13 protein-coding genes are annotated in these 14,689 nt (G+C 69.2%); 7 read left to right on the top strand and 6 right to left on the bottom strand.

What is annotated here, in order from left to right; translation table 11 throughout:
- The first annotated feature begins 41 nt into the window (after positions 1 to 41).
- On the top strand, positions 42 to 1,940 hold the full coding sequence (locus AC07Q9_RS28190; RefSeq protein WP_495312572.1) for a GspE/PulE family protein: 1,899 nt from the start codon (positions 42 to 44) through the stop codon (positions 1,938 to 1,940).
- Positions 1,941 to 1,953: 13 nt separating this feature from the next.
- Here AC07Q9_RS28190 and AC07Q9_RS28185 read toward each other — a convergent pair whose 3' ends face one another.
- Entirely contained in the window at positions 1,954 to 2,643 is a 690-nt protein-coding gene (locus AC07Q9_RS28185) for an EAL domain-containing protein (protein ID WP_489057786.1), read from the bottom strand.
- A gap of 396 nt (positions 2,644 to 3,039) precedes the next feature.
- Between AC07Q9_RS28185 and AC07Q9_RS28180 the strand changes: the two genes are divergently transcribed.
- Genes AC07Q9_RS28180 through AC07Q9_RS28165 form a run of 4 tightly spaced genes read left to right on the top strand, consistent with a single transcriptional unit; the run spans position 3,040 to position 7,160 of the window.
- Positions 3,040 to 3,564, top strand: coding sequence for a Csu type fimbrial protein (locus tag AC07Q9_RS28180; RefSeq protein WP_495312571.1), 525 nt, complete (start codon positions 3,040 to 3,042; stop codon positions 3,562 to 3,564).
- A gap of 5 nt (positions 3,565 to 3,569) precedes the next feature.
- Positions 3,570 to 4,346 carry a fimbrial biogenesis chaperone gene (locus tag AC07Q9_RS28175; RefSeq protein ID WP_495312570.1) on the top strand — a complete coding sequence of 259 codons (777 nt, stop codon included), beginning with the start codon at positions 3,570 to 3,572 and terminating at the stop codon, positions 4,344 to 4,346.
- Positions 4,324 to 6,669: a fimbria/pilus outer membrane usher protein gene (locus tag AC07Q9_RS28170; protein ID WP_495312569.1), complete on the top strand. Its 2,346-nt coding sequence runs from the start codon at positions 4,324 to 4,326 to the stop codon at positions 6,667 to 6,669. The genes AC07Q9_RS28175 and AC07Q9_RS28170 overlap by 23 nt, the downstream gene beginning before the upstream one ends.
- On the top strand, positions 6,639 to 7,160 hold the full coding sequence (locus tag AC07Q9_RS28165; protein WP_495312568.1) for a Csu type fimbrial protein: 522 nt from the start codon (positions 6,639 to 6,641) through the stop codon (positions 7,158 to 7,160). The genes AC07Q9_RS28170 and AC07Q9_RS28165 overlap by 31 nt, the downstream gene beginning before the upstream one ends.
- Positions 7,161 to 7,164: 4 nt before the next feature.
- On the opposite strand, the gene AC07Q9_RS28160 is transcribed toward AC07Q9_RS28165, so the two are convergent.
- From AC07Q9_RS28160 to AC07Q9_RS28145, 4 genes are all read right to left on the bottom strand, one after another.
- Positions 7,165 to 8,142, bottom strand: a complete 978-nt coding sequence (locus AC07Q9_RS28160) for an NAD(P)H-dependent flavin oxidoreductase (RefSeq protein WP_495301969.1) — start codon at positions 8,140 to 8,142, stop codon at positions 7,165 to 7,167.
- Between the two features lie 43 nt (positions 8,143 to 8,185).
- Positions 8,186 to 8,791, bottom strand: a complete 606-nt coding sequence (locus tag AC07Q9_RS28155) for a TetR/AcrR family transcriptional regulator (RefSeq protein ID WP_095948777.1) — start codon at positions 8,789 to 8,791, stop codon at positions 8,186 to 8,188.
- Positions 8,792 to 8,920: 129 nt separating this feature from the next.
- Positions 8,921 to 10,075, bottom strand: coding sequence for an aromatic ring-hydroxylating oxygenase subunit alpha (locus AC07Q9_RS28150; RefSeq protein WP_495312567.1), 1,155 nt, complete (start codon positions 10,073 to 10,075; stop codon positions 8,921 to 8,923).
- 105 nt (positions 10,076 to 10,180) lie between these two features.
- Positions 10,181 to 11,239, bottom strand: a complete 1,059-nt coding sequence (locus AC07Q9_RS28145) for a beta-keto acid cleavage family enzyme (protein WP_495312566.1) — start codon at positions 11,237 to 11,239, stop codon at positions 10,181 to 10,183.
- A gap of 238 nt (positions 11,240 to 11,477) precedes the next feature.
- Here AC07Q9_RS28145 and AC07Q9_RS28140 point away from each other — a divergent pair, with 238 nt between their 5' ends.
- Entirely contained in the window at positions 11,478 to 12,458 is a 981-nt protein-coding gene (locus tag AC07Q9_RS28140; protein WP_495312565.1) for a Bug family tripartite tricarboxylate transporter substrate binding protein, read from the top strand.
- A 25-nt stretch (positions 12,459 to 12,483) separates the two neighbouring features.
- A complete protein-coding gene (locus AC07Q9_RS28135; protein ID WP_062477242.1) occupies positions 12,484 to 13,524 on the top strand; it encodes an AraC family transcriptional regulator in 1,041 nt (346 codons plus the stop codon).
- Between the two features lie 80 nt (positions 13,525 to 13,604).
- On the opposite strand, the gene AC07Q9_RS28130 is transcribed toward AC07Q9_RS28135, so the two are convergent.
- Positions 13,605 to 14,663 carry a beta-keto acid cleavage family enzyme gene (locus AC07Q9_RS28130; protein WP_495312564.1) on the bottom strand — a complete coding sequence of 353 codons (1,059 nt, stop codon included), beginning with the start codon at positions 14,661 to 14,663 and terminating at the stop codon, positions 13,605 to 13,607.
- Positions 14,664 to 14,689 lie beyond the last annotated feature (26 nt).

The following is a 14,689-nucleotide window of genomic DNA, read 5'->3' as shown; positions in this document are numbered from 1 at the left end:
ACACCCGCCGCGCCCCCTCACCCCCACCAGGAGACCCATCCATGGCAGCCACCGAAGTCGTCATGCCCGAACAGCTCGTGCAGGAGCTCGACCTGCAAAGCCGCATGCCGATCGCGCGCATCGGCCAGGCGCTGATGTCGCTGGGCATGATCACGCAGGCGCAACTCGATGCGGCGCTCCAGCAGCAGCAGCGCGAGCCCACGGTGCCGCTGGGCGAGACGCTGGTGCGCATGGGCGTCGTGAGCCGCGGCCAGCTGCAGACCGCGCTGGTGCGCAAGATGGGCTACCCGCTGGTGAACCTGCATGTGTTCCCGGCCGCGGCCGACGCGCTGCGCAAGGTGGGCCACGAGGCCGCGCGGCGCCTGCAGGTGATGCCGCTCATGCTGCACGGCGGGCGCCTGGTGGTGGCGCTCGACGACCCGGTCAACCGGCACGCGGTGATCGACGAGGTGGAGTTCATCGCGCAGACGAAGATCATTCCCGTGCTGGGCCAGTGCCTGGATCTGGACGGCGTGCTGCACAAGGCCTACGAGAAGGTCGGCCAGGTGGCAGCCGACCGGCCGGTGATCGACATGAACGACCCGATGCGCCCGCTCGAGTTCGACATGACAGGCACCAGCACGCTGTTGAAGACGCTCGAGAAGGAAGAGTCGACCGCCGCGCCCGCCGCCGGCGAGGCGCCCGTCGAGCAGTCGGACAACTCGCTGGTGCGCATGATCAACAGCATGATCCTGGAGGCGCACCGCGAGGGCGCCTCCGACATCCACATCGAGAGCGACCCCGGGCAGGAAAAAACGCGCATCCGCTTTCGCCGCGACGGCCGGCTCTACACCTACCTGGAGCTGCCGCCCAGCTACCGCAACGCGGTGGTCGCGCGCGTGAAGATCATGTGCGACCTGGACATCAGCGAAAAGCGCAAGCCGCAGGACGGCAAGATCAACTTCTCGAAGTACTCGCCGCAGCACCGCATCGAGCTGCGCGTGGCCACCATCCCGACCAACAACGGCCTGGAAGACGTGGTGATGCGCATCCTGGCCTCGGCCAAGCCCATCGCGCTCGATGCGCTGGGCTTGTCGGAGCGCAACCTGGCGCAGCTGTCGCAGGCGGTCGACCGGCCCTACGGCATGGTGCTGTGCGTGGGCCCTACAGGCTCGGGCAAGACCACCACGCTGCACTCGGCGCTCATGCGCATCAACACGCCCGAGCGCAAGATCTGGACCGCCGAGGACCCGATCGAGATCACGCAGCCGGGCCTGCGCCAGGTGCAGGTCAACCCGCGCATCGACTGGACCTTTGCCAAGGCGCTGCGCGCCTTCGTGCGCGCCGATCCCGACGTGATCATGGTCGGCGAAATCCGCGACGCCGAGACCGCGAAGACTGCCATCGAGGCCTCCCTCACCGGCCACCTCGTGCTGTCGACGCTGCACACCAACAGCGCGCCCGAAACCGTGACGCGCCTGCTCGACATGGGCATGGACCCGTTCAACTTCGCCGACTCGCTGCTGGCGGTGCTGGCGCAGCGGCTGGTGCGCTGCCTGTGCCCGCAGTGCGTGCAAAGCCGCCCTGCGACCAGCGAGGCGGTCGAGGAGCTGCTGGCCGACTACATGCATGCCTTCGGCGCGCAGGACACGCCGGCCGCACGCGACGCCGTGCGCGCCGACTGGCTGCAGCGCTACGGGCGCGACGGGCACATCCAGACCTACACGAGCACCGGCTGCAAACACTGCAACGACACCGGCTTCAAGGGCCGCTTGGGCATCCATGAACTCATGGTGATGTCGAAGGGCCTGCGCCGGCTGGTGCAGGGCGGCGCGCGCGCCGAGGAACTGCAGGACGCGGCCATGCGCGAAGGCATGCGCACGCTGCGTCAGGACGGCATCGAAAAAGTGCTGGCGGGCCGGACCACGCTCGAGGAAGTGCGCGCGACGAGCAACGTCTGACGCGGGAGAAGTCTCAGGCGGCGGCGTCCCACGCCACCGCCGGCAGCGTGGCGATGGCCGGCCGCGCGAACAGGTAGCCCTGGAACAGTTCCACGCCGATCTCGCGCAGGGCGCGCACCTCTTCGGCCGCCTCGACGCCTTCGGCGATCACGCGGATGCGCAGCTCGTCGCAGGTCGCGACGAAGCCCCGCACGATGGTGAGTCGCACCGGGTCGGCATGGATGCCGCGGATCAGGCTCAGGTCGATCTTCACCACGTCGGGCTGGAATGCGGCCAGCAGCTCGAAACCCGCGTAGGCGGCGCCGAAGTCGTCGATGGCCGAGGTGAAGCCGTGGCGCTTGAAGGCGCGGAAGGTGTCGGCCAGGCCGTGCAGGTCGCGCACGCGCTCGCCCTCGGTGATCTCGAACATCAGCTGGCGCACCGGAAACTTGCAGCGCTTGGCGGCAGCCATGGCGGTGCGGAAGCACTCGGCCTGCCCCGCGACGTCGTTGGGCATGACGTTGAGGCTCAGGCGCGACTTCATGCCCAGGCGCGAGGCGATCTCGATGGCCTTGACGCGGCAGGCTTCGTGGAAGGCGAAGCGGTCGACCGGATCGACGCGCCCCAGCACCTCGGCGGCGCCTTCGCCCGACAGGCCGCGCACCAGCGCCTCGTGCGCATAGATCTCGTGCCGGCCCAGGTCCACGATGGGCTGGAATGCCATGGTGAACCCCGAGGCGAGGCCAGCAGGCGCGGCATCAGCATGTATTTCGGCGATCACGGATCGAAGACCTCGCAGGCAAGGTTGCAATGGCGTCGGGTGGCGCCTCCCAGGGCGTAAATGTAAACGGTTCTATACACCGCACGCACACCCGTCGGCAGACAACCGACCCGTCGCGTGCCGGCAGGCGGCCTGCGTCCGCGGGGGTTGTAGGCCGAAATTACTCGTGGGTTTTCCCGTTATCAGAAAAATCTGTAGCCGCTTTGGGACAGTGGATGTATGCCCCCTGTCCCACAGGGGGGAGATTGGTTAGAAAGGGATCGCCCGCTACCGAAACCGGTGGGTGGATTTTCACTGTCGTTCCTGGGTTTCCAGTCCACCGATGAAAGGTCCCATCCGATGCGCCACCTGCTCCGCCCCGTCCTTCGCACCCTGGCCCGTGCCGTGCTGCCCGTCGGCGCCTTGTTGACATTGGCACCGTCCGCGCATGCGGCCGCCGCGACCACGACCTTCCAGGTCACGGCCACGGTGCTCAAGGCCTGCCTGATGAGCACGCCGGCCACGCTGGCGTTCGGACCGTACGACCCGGCGGCGGCCACCGCGCTGGCCGCCACCACCAGCCTCAACGTCACCTGCACCTTCGGCACGGCCTACTCGCTCGGCCTGAGTGCAGGCGGCGGGACGGTGGCGAACCGCCTGATGACCAGCACCTCGGCCGCCGCGGGCAACAACACGCTGAACTATGGCCTGTTCAAGGACAGCGGCCACCTGACCAACTGGGACAACAGCGTCTCGGGCACCGGCTACACCGGCAGCGGGTTGCCCCAGACGCAGACGATCTACGGCCAGATTCCCACAGGGCAGTACGCCGCGGCGCCGGCCACCGACTACGTCGACACGATCACGGTCACGCTGACCTACTGACCGGCTTGACGCTCAGCCTGCACGGCATGCGCCGCACCTTCCTGCTGGGGTCCGCCCTGTGGGCCGGCCTGCTGCTGGCGCCCCTTCCCGCTGCCGCCGCCAGCCTCAGCGTGGCGCCGCTGCGCATCGTGCTCACGCCGCAGCGCCCGGTCGCCTCGCTCACCATGGGCAACGCCGAAGACACCGAGGTCGCGGTGCAGGCCGAGGTGGTGGCGTGGTCGCAGCAGGACGGACGCGATGCCTATGAACCCACGCGCGACGTGCTGGTCAACCCGGCCATCTTCCGGCTGCCGCCGGGCGGGCGGCAGATCGTGCGCCTCGGGCTGCAGGTGCCGGCCGACGCCGCGGAGCGCAGCTACCGCATCTTTCTTCGCCAGCTGCCGCGCGACCAGGCCTTGCCGGCGGACGGCGCCGAGGGCGCGAAGGTGCAGACGCTGCTGCGCATCGGCGTGCCGGTGTTCGTGCCGCCGCTGCAGCCGCACCGCGCGCTGCAATGGTCGCTGCAGGCCGAGCGCGGCGGACGCTACAAGCTGGTGTTCGACAACCAGGGCAGCGAGCACATCCAGGTCACGCAGCTCGTGGTGCGCCGCGAGGACGGCACCGAGCTGCTGCGCAAGAGCCTGTCGCAGTACGCGCTGGCCGGGCAGTCGGCCGGCATCGACATCGAGCTGCCCGCGCTGCCGCCCGACACCCGCCTGCAGATCGAGGCCGCCACCGATGCACCCGAGGCGTCGTCCAGCGCCACCGTGCGCGTGCCCCGTGCGCCTGCCACGCCACGCTAGCCTCTGGGTCTGCTGCGGCTGGCTGGGCTTGCGCGTGGCCTGCGCACAGACGGGAGCCCCCGATGCGGGCGGCGAGGTGCAGCCGGCGATCCTCGACGTGCGCATCAACGGCCTGAGCCAGCCAGCGCCGCGCCCGCTGCTGCGGCGCGGTGCGCAGCTGCTGGCGGCGGAATCCGACTTCGCGGCCTGGCGCCTGGTGCGGCCCGCCACCGCCGCGCTGCGGCGCGAGGGCACCGACTACTACGACCTGCGCGCGCTGCCCGGCGCACAGCTGCAGCTCGACGAAGGTGCGCAGAGCGTGGACCTCAGCGTGCCCGCCGAAGCGTTCACGCTGGGCACCGTGCAGGCGTACACCGGCGACCGCCCGCCGCTGTCGGCCTCGGCCTTCGGCGCTTTTCTCAACTACGACCTGGCCCTGCAGCACGACCGCGAAGGCACGCGCGCCTCGGGCTACTTCGATGCGGCGGCGTCGGCCGACTGGGGCCTGGTGGGCACGAGCGTCGTTGCCGGGCAGTCCGCGTTCGGCGGGCGCGGCACGACGCGGCTGGACAGCTACTTCCGCCGCGACGACCCCGCGCGGCTCACGCGCCTCACGGTGGGCGATTCGGTCACGCAGGCCTCTGCGTGGTCCACGCCCTTCCGCTTCGGCGGCGTGCAGTTCGGCACGCGCTTCGGGCTGCAGCCCGGTTTCATCAGCTACCCGATGCCCAGCCTGCGCGGCGGTGCGGCCGTGCCCTCGGCGGTGGAGGTGTATGTGAACGACACGCTGCGCTACCAGCGCCGCGTCGACGCTGGCCCCTTCGCGCTCAGCGACGTGCCCGTGCTCACCGGCGCGGGCGAGATGCGCTTTGCCGTCACCGACGCGATGGGCGTGCAGCGCACCGTGACCACGCCCTACTACGTGAGCTCGAACCTGCTGCGCGCCGGCCTCTCCGACTACTCGCTCGAAGCCGGCTGGACGCGCCTGCGCTACGGCGAGCGCAGCTTCGACTACGGCCCGCCCTTCGTCGCAGGCACGTGGCGGCACGGCGTGAACGACAGCCTGACCGTCGAAACACGCGGCGAAGCCAGCGCGCGCAGCCAGACCGCGGGCGCCGGCGTGACCTGGGTCTGGGGCACGCTCGGCGAACTCTCGCTGCACGGCGCCGCGAGCCGCAACCGCGACGGCGACAGCGGCCGGCTCTGGCGCGCGGCCTACACGCGCACCAGCGACGAATGGAACTTCTCGGCGAGCCGGCAGGTGGCCAGTCGCGGCTTCACGCAGATCGCCTGGCAGGACAGCCCCGTGCACACCGACGCGCAGACGCAACTCTTCGCAGGCCGTTCGCTCGGCCGCTTCGGCACGCTGGGCGCGAGCCACACGCGGCTGCGCTACAACACCGGCGAGCACATTGGCGTGACCACCGCCAGCTGGTCGATCGGCATCGGCGGCAACGCCTGGCTCGGCACCTCGGTGGCCCACACGCGCCAGGACGGCAAGCCGTCCATCACCTCGGTGAGCGTGAGCCTCACCTTCTCGCTCGGCGAGCGCCGGCACGCCACGCTCTCGGTGCAGCAGCAGAAACCGGGCGGCCACTCGGCCGTGGCCGAGTGGGTGCAGCAGCCGCCCAGCGACGAGGGCTGGGGCTACCGGCTGCGCGCCGCCGACGGCGAGAACGCGCGCAGCGAGGCCGGCGTCGATTGGCGCGGTCGCTACGGCACGCTCGCAGTCGAAGCGGCGCGTGCGCAGGGCCAGACCGCGGTGCGCCTGCGCGCCAGCGGCGCCGTGGGTCTTGCGGGCGGCGTGGGCTTTGCCACGCGCCAATCGGACGACGCCTTCGCGCTCGTGACCGTGCCCGGCGCCGCGGGCGTGAAGGTCTACCGCGAGAACCAGCCCTGGACCACCACCGACAGCGAAGGCCGCGCCGTCGTCTCGGGCCTGCGCGCCTACGAGCCGAACCACATCAGCATCGACAACGGCGACCTGCCGATCGAGGCCCAGGTGCGCAGCGACGTGCTGCGCGTGGTGCCACGCTACAAGGGCGTCGCGCAGGCCAGCTTCGACATCGCGCGCGACACGGTGGCGAACGTCACCGTGCTGCTGCCCGACGGCAGCCCGCTGCCGCCGGGCATCGACGTGATGCGACCGGCGCGCGGCACCTCGCTGCTGTCGGGTTTCCATGGCCTCGTGTCGGTCGACGACCCGCAACCGAACGAGCGCTTCGAGGCGCGATGGAAGAACGGCCATTGCCGCTTCACGCTGGGCGAGCCCGATCGCGCCGCCGGCGCACTGCCTTCGATGGGACCTTACCGATGCGAACCCGTGTCGTCGTCCCCGCGCTGACCGCCGCGTTGGCGCTGGCGGGGCTGCTGGCCCCGCGTGCGTCGCTGGCTGCGTGCACGGGCGTGGGCGCATTCAGCTGCAGCGCCACCGTCAGTGCGACAACGCTGGCCTTCGGCAACTACGACCCCGCCGTCGCGACCCCCAAGGACAACACCTCGACCGTGACCGTCGCCAGCACGGTCACTGGCCTGGGCATCCTGGTGACGCTGTCGTACACGATCAGCCTCAATGTGGGCTCGGCCGGCGCCATCGCCAACCGGCAGATGGTGGGCCCGGTCAGCACCACACCGCTGGGCTACAACCTCTACACCACCGACACACACGGCATCGTCTGGGGCCTCAACACTGTCACCCACAGCTACAGCGCGCTGGCTTCGCTGGGTGGCAACACCACAACGATCCCGTACACCGTCTACGGCCGCATTCCACCCGGCCAGTACGTGGCGCCGGGCCCCTACAGCAGCACGATCACCGTGACGGTGACCTACTGAAAGCTCAGCCGCGCAGCATGCCCGCCAGGCGCTTGGCGATGAGCTCATCGGCCTGCGCCATGATGCGGTCGATGAGCTCCGCGCAGCTGGGCACGTCGTGGATCAGCCCGGCCACCATGCCGCAGCTCCAGGCGCCGGCGTCCATGTGGCCCTCGGTCATCACCTTCGGGTAGATGCCGGCGACCTGGTCCATGATGTCGTCGATCTTCAGCGCGTCGCCCTTGGCGCGCTCGATCTCGATGAGGCGCTCGACGCCCGCGTTGTTGATCACGCGCTCGGTGTTGCGCAGCGACCGCATGATCAGGCGCGTGTCGAGTTCCGAGGCGTTGACGATGGCCTGCTTCACGTTGGCGTGCACCGGCGCCTCTTTGGTCGCGATGAAGCGCGTGCCCATGTTCATGCCCTCGGCGCCCAGCGCGAGCGCGGCCACGAGGCTGCGGCCGTCGGCCATGCCGCCCGAGGCGACGAACGGGATCTTCAGTTCTTCGGCCGCGCGCGGCAGCAGGATCATGTTGGGCACGTCGTCCTCGCCGGGATGGCCGCCGCACTCGAAGCCGTCGACGCTCACGGCGTCGCAGCCGATGCGCTCGGCCTTGAGCGCGTGGCGCACCGAGGTGCACTTGTGGATCACCTTGATGCCCGCGGCCTTCAGCGCCGGCATGTAGGCCTCGGGGCTGCGGCCCGCGGTTTCCACGGCCTTGATGCCGCCTTCGACGATGGCCGCGATGTACTCGGGGTACGGCGGCGAGGCAAAGGTCGGCAGGAAGGTGAGGTTCACGCCGAAGGGCTTGTCGGTCATCTCGTGGCAGCGCGCGATCTCGCGGGCCAGCAGCTCGGGCGTCTTCTGCGTGAGGCCCGTGATGATGCCCAGGCCGCCGGCGTTGGAGACGGCCGCGGCCAGCTCGGCGAAGCCGACGTAGTGCATGCCGCCCTGGATGATGGGGTGGCGGATGCCGAAGAGTTCGGTGATGCGGGTTTTCAAGGGAACGTCCTTTGGTCGGGGTTGCTGGAAGGGAAAGAAAAAATCAGGGTGGCGAGATGACGCGCAGCACGTCGCGCGCCATCGCCTTCATCCAGGCCGTGTCGCTCTTCAGCGCAGGCTCTGCGAAGGTCTTCGCAAAGGTGGGCCGCGCCATCTTGGCGTAGTTGAGCGTGCCGAAGATGAGCGTGAGCACCACCACGGCCGACAGGTCGTCGCGCACGAGGCCGGCCGCCTGCGCTGCGGCCACCAGGCCCAGGCTGGCTTGCAGGAAGCCTTCGAGCGGCCGGGTCTGCGCATGCTGGATGCGCTCGGCGTTGTCGAGCAGTTCGCGCGTGACGAGCTTGAAGCCCGTGGGCCGCGCGTGCATCCACTCGACCTGCAGCGCGACGAAGGCCTGCAGCCGCGCAGGCAGGTCGGGCGCCGCCTCGACGCGCTTGCAGATGCGCGCCGTCAGGTCCTCGGCCTGCTTCTCGAGCACGGCGCGGTACAGCACCTCCTTGCTCGGGAAGTGATGCAGCAGCCCCGGGTTGCCGACCTCGCAGTCGCGCGCGATGGCCGACAGCGATGCGCCCTGGAAGCCGTGGTCGGCAAAGTGCTGCTCCGCGCGCGCGAGGATCGTTTCTTTACGGGAAGGGGCAAGGGTGGCCATCGGCGGTTCTGGAAAGCGTCACGCGCAAGAGCGCATGTCGCGAAGACGCGACCGGCGATCAGACGCGATGCGCGCCATTCTTTCTTGTGTCTTGTGGTCTGGTTGTTGCACGCGCGACACCCTCGCGCGTCAGCGTGCGGCCGGCATCGCCGCCACCTGCTGCGCGAGCTGCGCGTGGAAGCGCGGCGCGCTGTACTCGAAGGTGCCGAAGCTGAGCGCGTCGTTCGCGCCCGACGCCAGCCCGGCCTGGATCGACTCGGCCAGTGCGTAGTCTTCCGCGAGCGTGCGCCGGTACAGCGCCACGTTCGCGTCCCAGTGCGCGGTCGCCTTCTCCGAGGCCGGCGCCTCGGGAATCAGCGTGAGCTCGTGCACGCGCGTGCGCGTGGCGCCCAGCGGCTCCAGCATGCTGAGCTGCGCGTGGTCGGGCTGCACGAGGATGGTCGTGTTGGGAAAGAAGAAGTAGGTCAGGTTGCCGTAGCGGCGCGGATCGAAACCGGCGGCGTCGGGCCGGTGTTCCTGGAACTTCGACTTGAGCAGGTACAGGCGCCGGTTCAGGTCGAACTCGTCGATGACCTGCAGGTTGTGCAGGAACATGTGGGCGATGGTCTCGCGGTGCGCCACCTTGAAGTGGTAGGCCTCGAAGGAACCGTCGACCAGCAGCTTCCAGTTGGCCTCGACCTCGTAGGTGCGCGGCGCATAGGCCACGGGCGCGCGCAGCCCGGCCAGCGACTCGAGGTTGTCCATGAGCGCGCCCAGGTGCGCGCCGGGGTCGCTGTCCGCCTGCGACGGATCGCACACGACCCAGACCACGCCCGCGCGCTCGACCGTGGCCAGCCGGCGCAGGCCCGACGCGTCCTGCTTCAGGCAGGGAAAGCCGAAGGACTCGGGCACGCCGCGCAGGGCGCCGTCGGGCTTGTAGGTCCATGCGTGGTACGGGCAGACGAAGGCGCGCGCCTCGCTGCCGCTGCCCTCGGGCACCACGCGCGCGCCGCGGTGGCGGCACACGTTCAAAAACGCCTGCACCTGCCCGCTCTCCTGGCGCACCAGCAACAGCGGCACACCGGTGTGCGTGAGCGACAGCCACGCGCCCGGCGAGGCGAGCGAGGCGCTGGCGGCCACCGGCTGCGGATGCCGCTGCAGCAGCCGCCGCTCGTCGCGTGCGATGGCCTCGTCGGTGTACTGGCCGACCGGCACGCGGTCGCCCTCCCCTTGCGCGTCGGCGCGCCCGGCCTGCAGGGCCGTGGTCGCTCGGCGATGGAGTTCGGCTGCGAAGTTCTCGCTCATCGGGGGCTTTCTGTGCGATGCGATGCAGCCCGGTGAGCTGCGCGATCGGCCCAGTCTACCGACTGACCAGTCGGTACGTCAACCGCCCCCGAGACAGCGGTGGTATCAGGCTGGCTTGCGCAGGAAGCCCTGCTGGGCGCCGTTGCGGTTGGGCGCGAAGCCGTTGGCCTGCAGCGTCTCTTCGGTGGTCTCGTAGAACACGCCGATCTTCATGATCTCGCGCGCCTGCTGCGCGGTGGCGATGGGGCGGCCGAACTCGGTCGCGATGCGCACGAGCTGCTTGATCTGCTCGACCGAGCTCATCTTGCCGGTGCGGGTCTGGTTCCACAGTACGTCCTCGATGCCGCAGCGCACGTGCAGGCCCAGGGCGATGCCGATCATGTTCACGGGCAGCACGTTGAGCACCGAGCTCTCGACCGTGACCACCGCGCCGTCGGGTGCGGCGCGCAAAAAGTTGGCCAGGTTGTAGATGTTGGCCTGGTCCATGCCGCCGCTGATGGCCACCCAGTTCATCACCAGCGGGCCCTTGTAGACGCCGCGGCGGATCATGCGTTCGATGGTCTCGAAGCTGTTGATGTTGTAGCACTGGAACTCGCTCTGGATGCCCGCAGCCGTGAGGCGGCGGATGTGCTCTTCCACCCAGCTGGGGTTCGAGGGAACGATCATGTCCCTGTACGTCGAATACAGCCGCGGGTCGCCGCGCGACAGGCCCTTGAAGTCGTCCAGGCCGGCGTGCTCGGTCACGTTCATCTGCGTGGTGTTGACGGTCACGGTGACCTGGTCGGGCCGGGGCGTGAGCTCGGCCAGCATGTGGCGCGTGTCGTCGCTGAGCCACTTGGCGGCGGCGCCGTCGTCCTCGGGCGCGAAGCTGATGGAGCCGCCCACCTGGATGATCATCTCGGGCACGCGCGCGCGCACGCCGGCGATCAGCTCGTTGAACATCGACAGCCGCTTGCTGCCCTTGCCGTTGGCCTCGCGCACATGCAGGTGCAGCACGGTGGCGCCGGCTTCGTAGCAGTCGACCGCCTTCTGGATCTGCTCTTCCATCGTGACCGGAATGTCTTCCGGGAAATCGGCGGAAATCCAGCCCGGCGCATAGGGCGCGGCCGTGATGATCAGGGGCTGCTGGTTCTCGGGATAGAGGTGGCCATCGAGGAAGTTCATGGGGTTGTCTCCGGTGAAAAAAGTTGCGCTTGCAGCCAAAGTTTCTGGCGCAGCTGCGAAAACTTCTTGCTCATCGGGGGCTCGGTTTTGTCTTTTTGGGGCATTGGAACGGCGCGTGCAAAGACAGGTGTCGCTGTCGCGATCGGGTAAGTGGCCGACGCGTGGCGCCAAGCATCAAGAAGAGGTGGCGCCACAGAATCCGCACGCCCTTCTTGTCTCTTCCACCTGAGGACGAACCATGTGTCTGCATCTGCTGCGAGCCTCCCTCCTCTTCCTGGCCGCGCTGTGCTGCGGCACGGCCTCGGCCCAGGCCTGGCCCGACAAGCCCATTCGGCTGATCGTTCCCGCGCCGCCGGGCGGCATCTCCGACGCGGCGGCGCGGCTGCTCGCCGAACAGCTGCGCACGAACCTCGGCCAGACCGTGCTGGTGGACAACAAGCCGGGCGGCTCCGCCGTCATCGCCGAGCGCCTGCTGATGGCCGCGCCGGCCGACGGCTACACGCTGATGGTCGGGCCGTCGAGCGTGCTGTCCGACATTCCGCTCACGGTGAAGACGCCCTTCGACCCGCTCAAGACCTTCACCTACGTCGGCGAGGTGACGGGCATGTTCCATGTGCTGGTGGCCAACGCCGGCTTCCCGCCGAACACGGTGAACGACCTGCTCGCGCATGCCAAGGCGCACCCGCGCTCGGTCAGCGTGGCCAACCTGAGCACGGGCACGCGCTCCAACCTGCTGGGCGAGATGCTGCGCGCGCGCAGCGGCAACGACATCCTCGTGGTGCCGTACAAGGGCTCGGCGCCGGCGCTGGTCGACCTCATGGGCAACCAGGTGCAGCTGACCTTCGAGGTGGTGAGCAACGTCACTTCGCTGATCCGCAGCGGCAAGATCAAGGCGCTGGCCGTGGCCTCATCGAAGCGCTCGCGCTTCCTGCCCGACGTGCCCACCTTCGGCGAGTTGGGCCTGCCCGACTTCGTGATGCCCGACGCGAGCGTGGGCGTGTTCGTGCTCAGCAGCATGCCGCCGGCACTGCAGGAGAAAATCCGCGCCGAGGTGGCCCGGGCCGTGCAGGCGCCGAAGTTCCGCGAGGCGCTGCTCGCGCAGAATTACGATCCGCCCCGCGAGATGTCGCTGCAGCAGCTGCGCCAGACGCTGGACGCCACGACCGCCCACAATCGGGCCATCATCGAGAAACTGCAACTCAAGATCAGCCCCGAGTGAACACGGGGCCCTTCCCACCGCCACCATGAAGCACCTCGGTCGACTGATGCGCAGCGCGAGCCTCAGCGGCTACGTGGAGCTGGTGCAGTCGCTCGGCCGCGACCCGCATGCCTTCATGCGCACCGTGGGGCTGAAGGCGCAACTGCTCGAGCACCCCGAGACGCTGATCCCCGGCGACGCCGTGCGCGAGCTGCTCGAGATCACCGCGCGCGCCACGCGCACCGAAGATTTCGCGTTGCGGCTGGCGGCGCAGCGCAAGCTGTCGGCGCTGGGGCCCATCAGCGTCGTGCTCAAGGAAGAGCCCACGCCGCGCGACGCGCTCGACACGCTGGGCCGCTACCTGAAGCTGGTGAACGCCTCGCTGAGCTTTCGCCTGGAGGACACGGGCGACATGGTCATCATCCAGGAAGACCTGCTGCCCAGCCCCGGGCTGCCGATGCGCCAGTCGATGGAGCTGGCCGTGGGCATCATGTTCCGCATCCTCGGCGAGCTCATCGATCCGCAGTGGCGCCCGCAGCAGGTGTGCTTCACGCACCGCCCGCCGGCGGACATGGCGGCGCATCGCGCCTTCTTCGGTCGCAACGTCAAGTTCAACCAGGATTTCAACGGCCTCGTGTGCCTGGCGGCCGACCTGCGCAAGCCGCGCGAATCGGGCGACCAGGGCGTGGCGCGTTTCGCGCGCGAGTACCTGGAGGCCGCGCTGAAAGACCGCGGCGAGAGCACGCGCGAAGCCTGCCGCGAACTCATCCTGGCGCTGATGCCCGGCGGCGGCTGCACGGCGCAGGAAGTGGCGCGGCACCTGCGCGTGGACCGCCGCACGCTGCACCGCCGGCTCGAGGCCGAAGGCCTCACCTTCAGCCGCCTGCTCGACGATGTGCGCTCCGACCTCGTGAAGCGCCATCTGCGCGACAGCGACCTGCCGCTGAGCGAGGTGGCCGAGCTGCTGGGGTTTTCGGGGCCCAGCAGCTTCAGCCACTGGTTTCGCCACCACTTCGGCTGCAGCGCCTCGCAGTGGAGCAAGCAGACGGCCGGCGCGGTGGCTCAGGGCGCGGTGCGCGCGTTCTGAACCAGGTCTTCGTGGCGCAGGGCATGCGAGAGGCCCTCCAGCAGGCGCCAGGCCGCATGCGCGAAGCGGGCCCTCATCTCTCAGGCCGCCTTGCGCAGGAAGCCCTGGTTGCCTCCGTTGCGGTTCGGCGCGAAGCCGTTGGCCGCGAGCGACTCCTCGGCCGTCTCGTAGAACACGCCGATCTTCGAAATCTCGCGCGCCTGCTGCGCCGTGGCGATGGGACGGCCGAACTGGCGCGAGATGGCCACCAGCTGCTCGATCTGCGCCACGGTGCCGATCTTGGCGGTGCGCGTCTGGTTCCACAGCACGTCCTCGGTGCCGCAGCGCACATGCAGGCCCATGGCGATGCCCATCATGTTCACGGGCAGCACGTTGCGCACCGAGCTTTCGACGGTGAGCACGGCGCCGTCGGGCACGGCGCGCAAGAAGTTGGCCAGGTTGTAGATGTTCGGCGCGTCCATGCCGCCGCTGATCGCCACCCAGTTCATCACCAGCGGGCCCTTGTAGACACCGCGCCGCATGAGCCGTTCGACCGACTCGAAGCTGTTGATGTTGTAGCACTGGAAGGCGCTCTGGATGCCGGCCTTGGTGAGGCGGCGGATGTGCTCCTCGACCCAGCCCGGCTGCGCCGGCACCGTCATCTCCTTGTAGGCCTCGAAGATGGCCGGGATCTCTCGCGAGGTGCCCTTGAAGTCGGCCAGCTCGGCGTGTTCGGTGACGTTCATCTGCGAGGTGTTGACCGTCACCGTCACCTGGTCGGGCGTGGGCTCCAGCTCGGCCAGCATGTGGCGCGTGTCGTCGCTGAGCCACTTGGCGGCGGCGCCTTCGCTCTCGGGCGCGAAGCTGATCGAGCCGCCCACCTGGATGATCATTTCGGGCACGCGCGCACGCACGCCGGCGATCAGCTCGTTGAACTTCGACAGCCGCTTGCTGCCCTTGCCGTCGAGCTCGCGCACATGCAGATGCAGCACCGTGGCGCCTGCGTTGTAGCAATCGACCGCCTTCTGGATCTGCTCTTCCATCGTGACCGGGATCTCGCCCGGGAAGTCGGAAGGAAGCCAGCCCGGTGCATAGGGCGCGGCGGTGATGATCAGCGGCTGCTGGTTTTCGGGAAAGAGGTGGCCGTCGAGGAAGTTCATGGCGTGCGTCTGTCAGGTTGCGAGGG

The sequence above is a fragment of the Variovorax sp. GW821-FHT09A10 genome (assembly GCF_059418385.1).
The sequence above is the reverse complement of the archived record's forward strand: the minus strand, read 5'-3'. Positions and strand labels throughout refer to the sequence as shown.

What these genes read in the sequence shown, in the direction of transcription:
- AC07Q9_RS28150 (WP_495312567.1), bottom strand. Translation starts at nt 10,075, where the DNA reads ATGAGCGAGAACTTCGCAGCCGAACTCCATCGCCGAGCGACCACGGCC.
- AC07Q9_RS28165 (WP_495312568.1), top strand. Translation starts at nt 6,639, where the DNA reads ATGCGAACCCGTGTCGTCGTCCCCGCGCTGACCGCCGCGTTGGCGCTG.
- AC07Q9_RS28140 (WP_495312565.1), top strand. Translation starts at nt 11,478, where the DNA reads ATGTGTCTGCATCTGCTGCGAGCCTCCCTCCTCTTCCTGGCCGCGCTG.
- AC07Q9_RS28180 (WP_495312571.1), top strand. Translation starts at nt 3,040, where the DNA reads ATGCGCCACCTGCTCCGCCCCGTCCTTCGCACCCTGGCCCGTGCCGTG.
- AC07Q9_RS28135 (WP_062477242.1), top strand. Translation starts at nt 12,484, where the DNA reads ATGAAGCACCTCGGTCGACTGATGCGCAGCGCGAGCCTCAGCGGCTAC.
- AC07Q9_RS28155 (WP_095948777.1), bottom strand. Translation starts at nt 8,791, where the DNA reads ATGGCCACCCTTGCCCCTTCCCGTAAAGAAACGATCCTCGCGCGCGCG.
- AC07Q9_RS28130 (WP_495312564.1), bottom strand. Translation starts at nt 14,663, where the DNA reads ATGAACTTCCTCGACGGCCACCTCTTTCCCGAAAACCAGCAGCCGCTG.
- AC07Q9_RS28190 (WP_495312572.1), top strand. Translation starts at nt 42, where the DNA reads ATGGCAGCCACCGAAGTCGTCATGCCCGAACAGCTCGTGCAGGAGCTC.
- AC07Q9_RS28145 (WP_495312566.1), bottom strand. Translation starts at nt 11,239, where the DNA reads ATGAACTTCCTCGATGGCCACCTCTATCCCGAGAACCAGCAGCCCCTG.
- AC07Q9_RS28185 (WP_489057786.1), bottom strand. Translation starts at nt 2,643, where the DNA reads ATGGCATTCCAGCCCATCGTGGACCTGGGCCGGCACGAGATCTATGCG.